This is a genomic window from Mesorhizobium sp. M1D.F.Ca.ET.231.01.1.1 (assembly GCF_003999155.2).
GTDB lineage: Bacteria > Pseudomonadota > Alphaproteobacteria > Rhizobiales > Rhizobiaceae > Mesorhizobium.
The window spans coordinates 1-372 of the sequence record NZ_RZOZ02000105.1 but is presented as its reverse complement, the minus strand read 5'-3'; the positions used below and the strand labels follow the sequence as shown (position 1 = coordinate 372).

Annotated in this window: 1 protein-coding gene; it reads left to right on the top strand. The window is 62.9% G+C overall.

The genetic code is table 11. From position 1 onward, the window contains the following. Positions 1-51: 51 nt before the first annotated feature. On the top strand, positions 52-372 hold a 321-nt coding region (locus tag EN874_RS32495), incomplete at its 3' end, for a DNA-binding domain-containing protein (RefSeq protein WP_245516231.1).

The window sequence follows — 372 nt, the reverse complement described above, 5'->3', positions numbered from 1 at the left end:
CGTCAATCGAGGAGGAATACCATGCTGCCGCTTGAACACCTGCAGACCACCATGGCGCGCTCGGTGCTCGCCATGGAGCCAGTTGTCGCCGCAAACATGCTGACCGCCGGCAAGGCAGATCCGCTGGCCCGCTTGCGCATCTACCAGAACAACACGCGCAGCTCGCTCACCGCGGCGCTGATGGCGGTGTTTCCTGTAACCGTCCGCCTCGTCGACGAACGCTTCTTTCGCTTTGCGGCGAGCGAATTCATTCGGCGGCATCCGCCAGTGGAGTCGCGGCTGGCACGTTATGGCGCCGGCTTTCCACGCTTCCTGAAAACGATCGACACGCTGTCCGACATGCCGATCGTCGCCGAAACGGCGCGTCTCGAA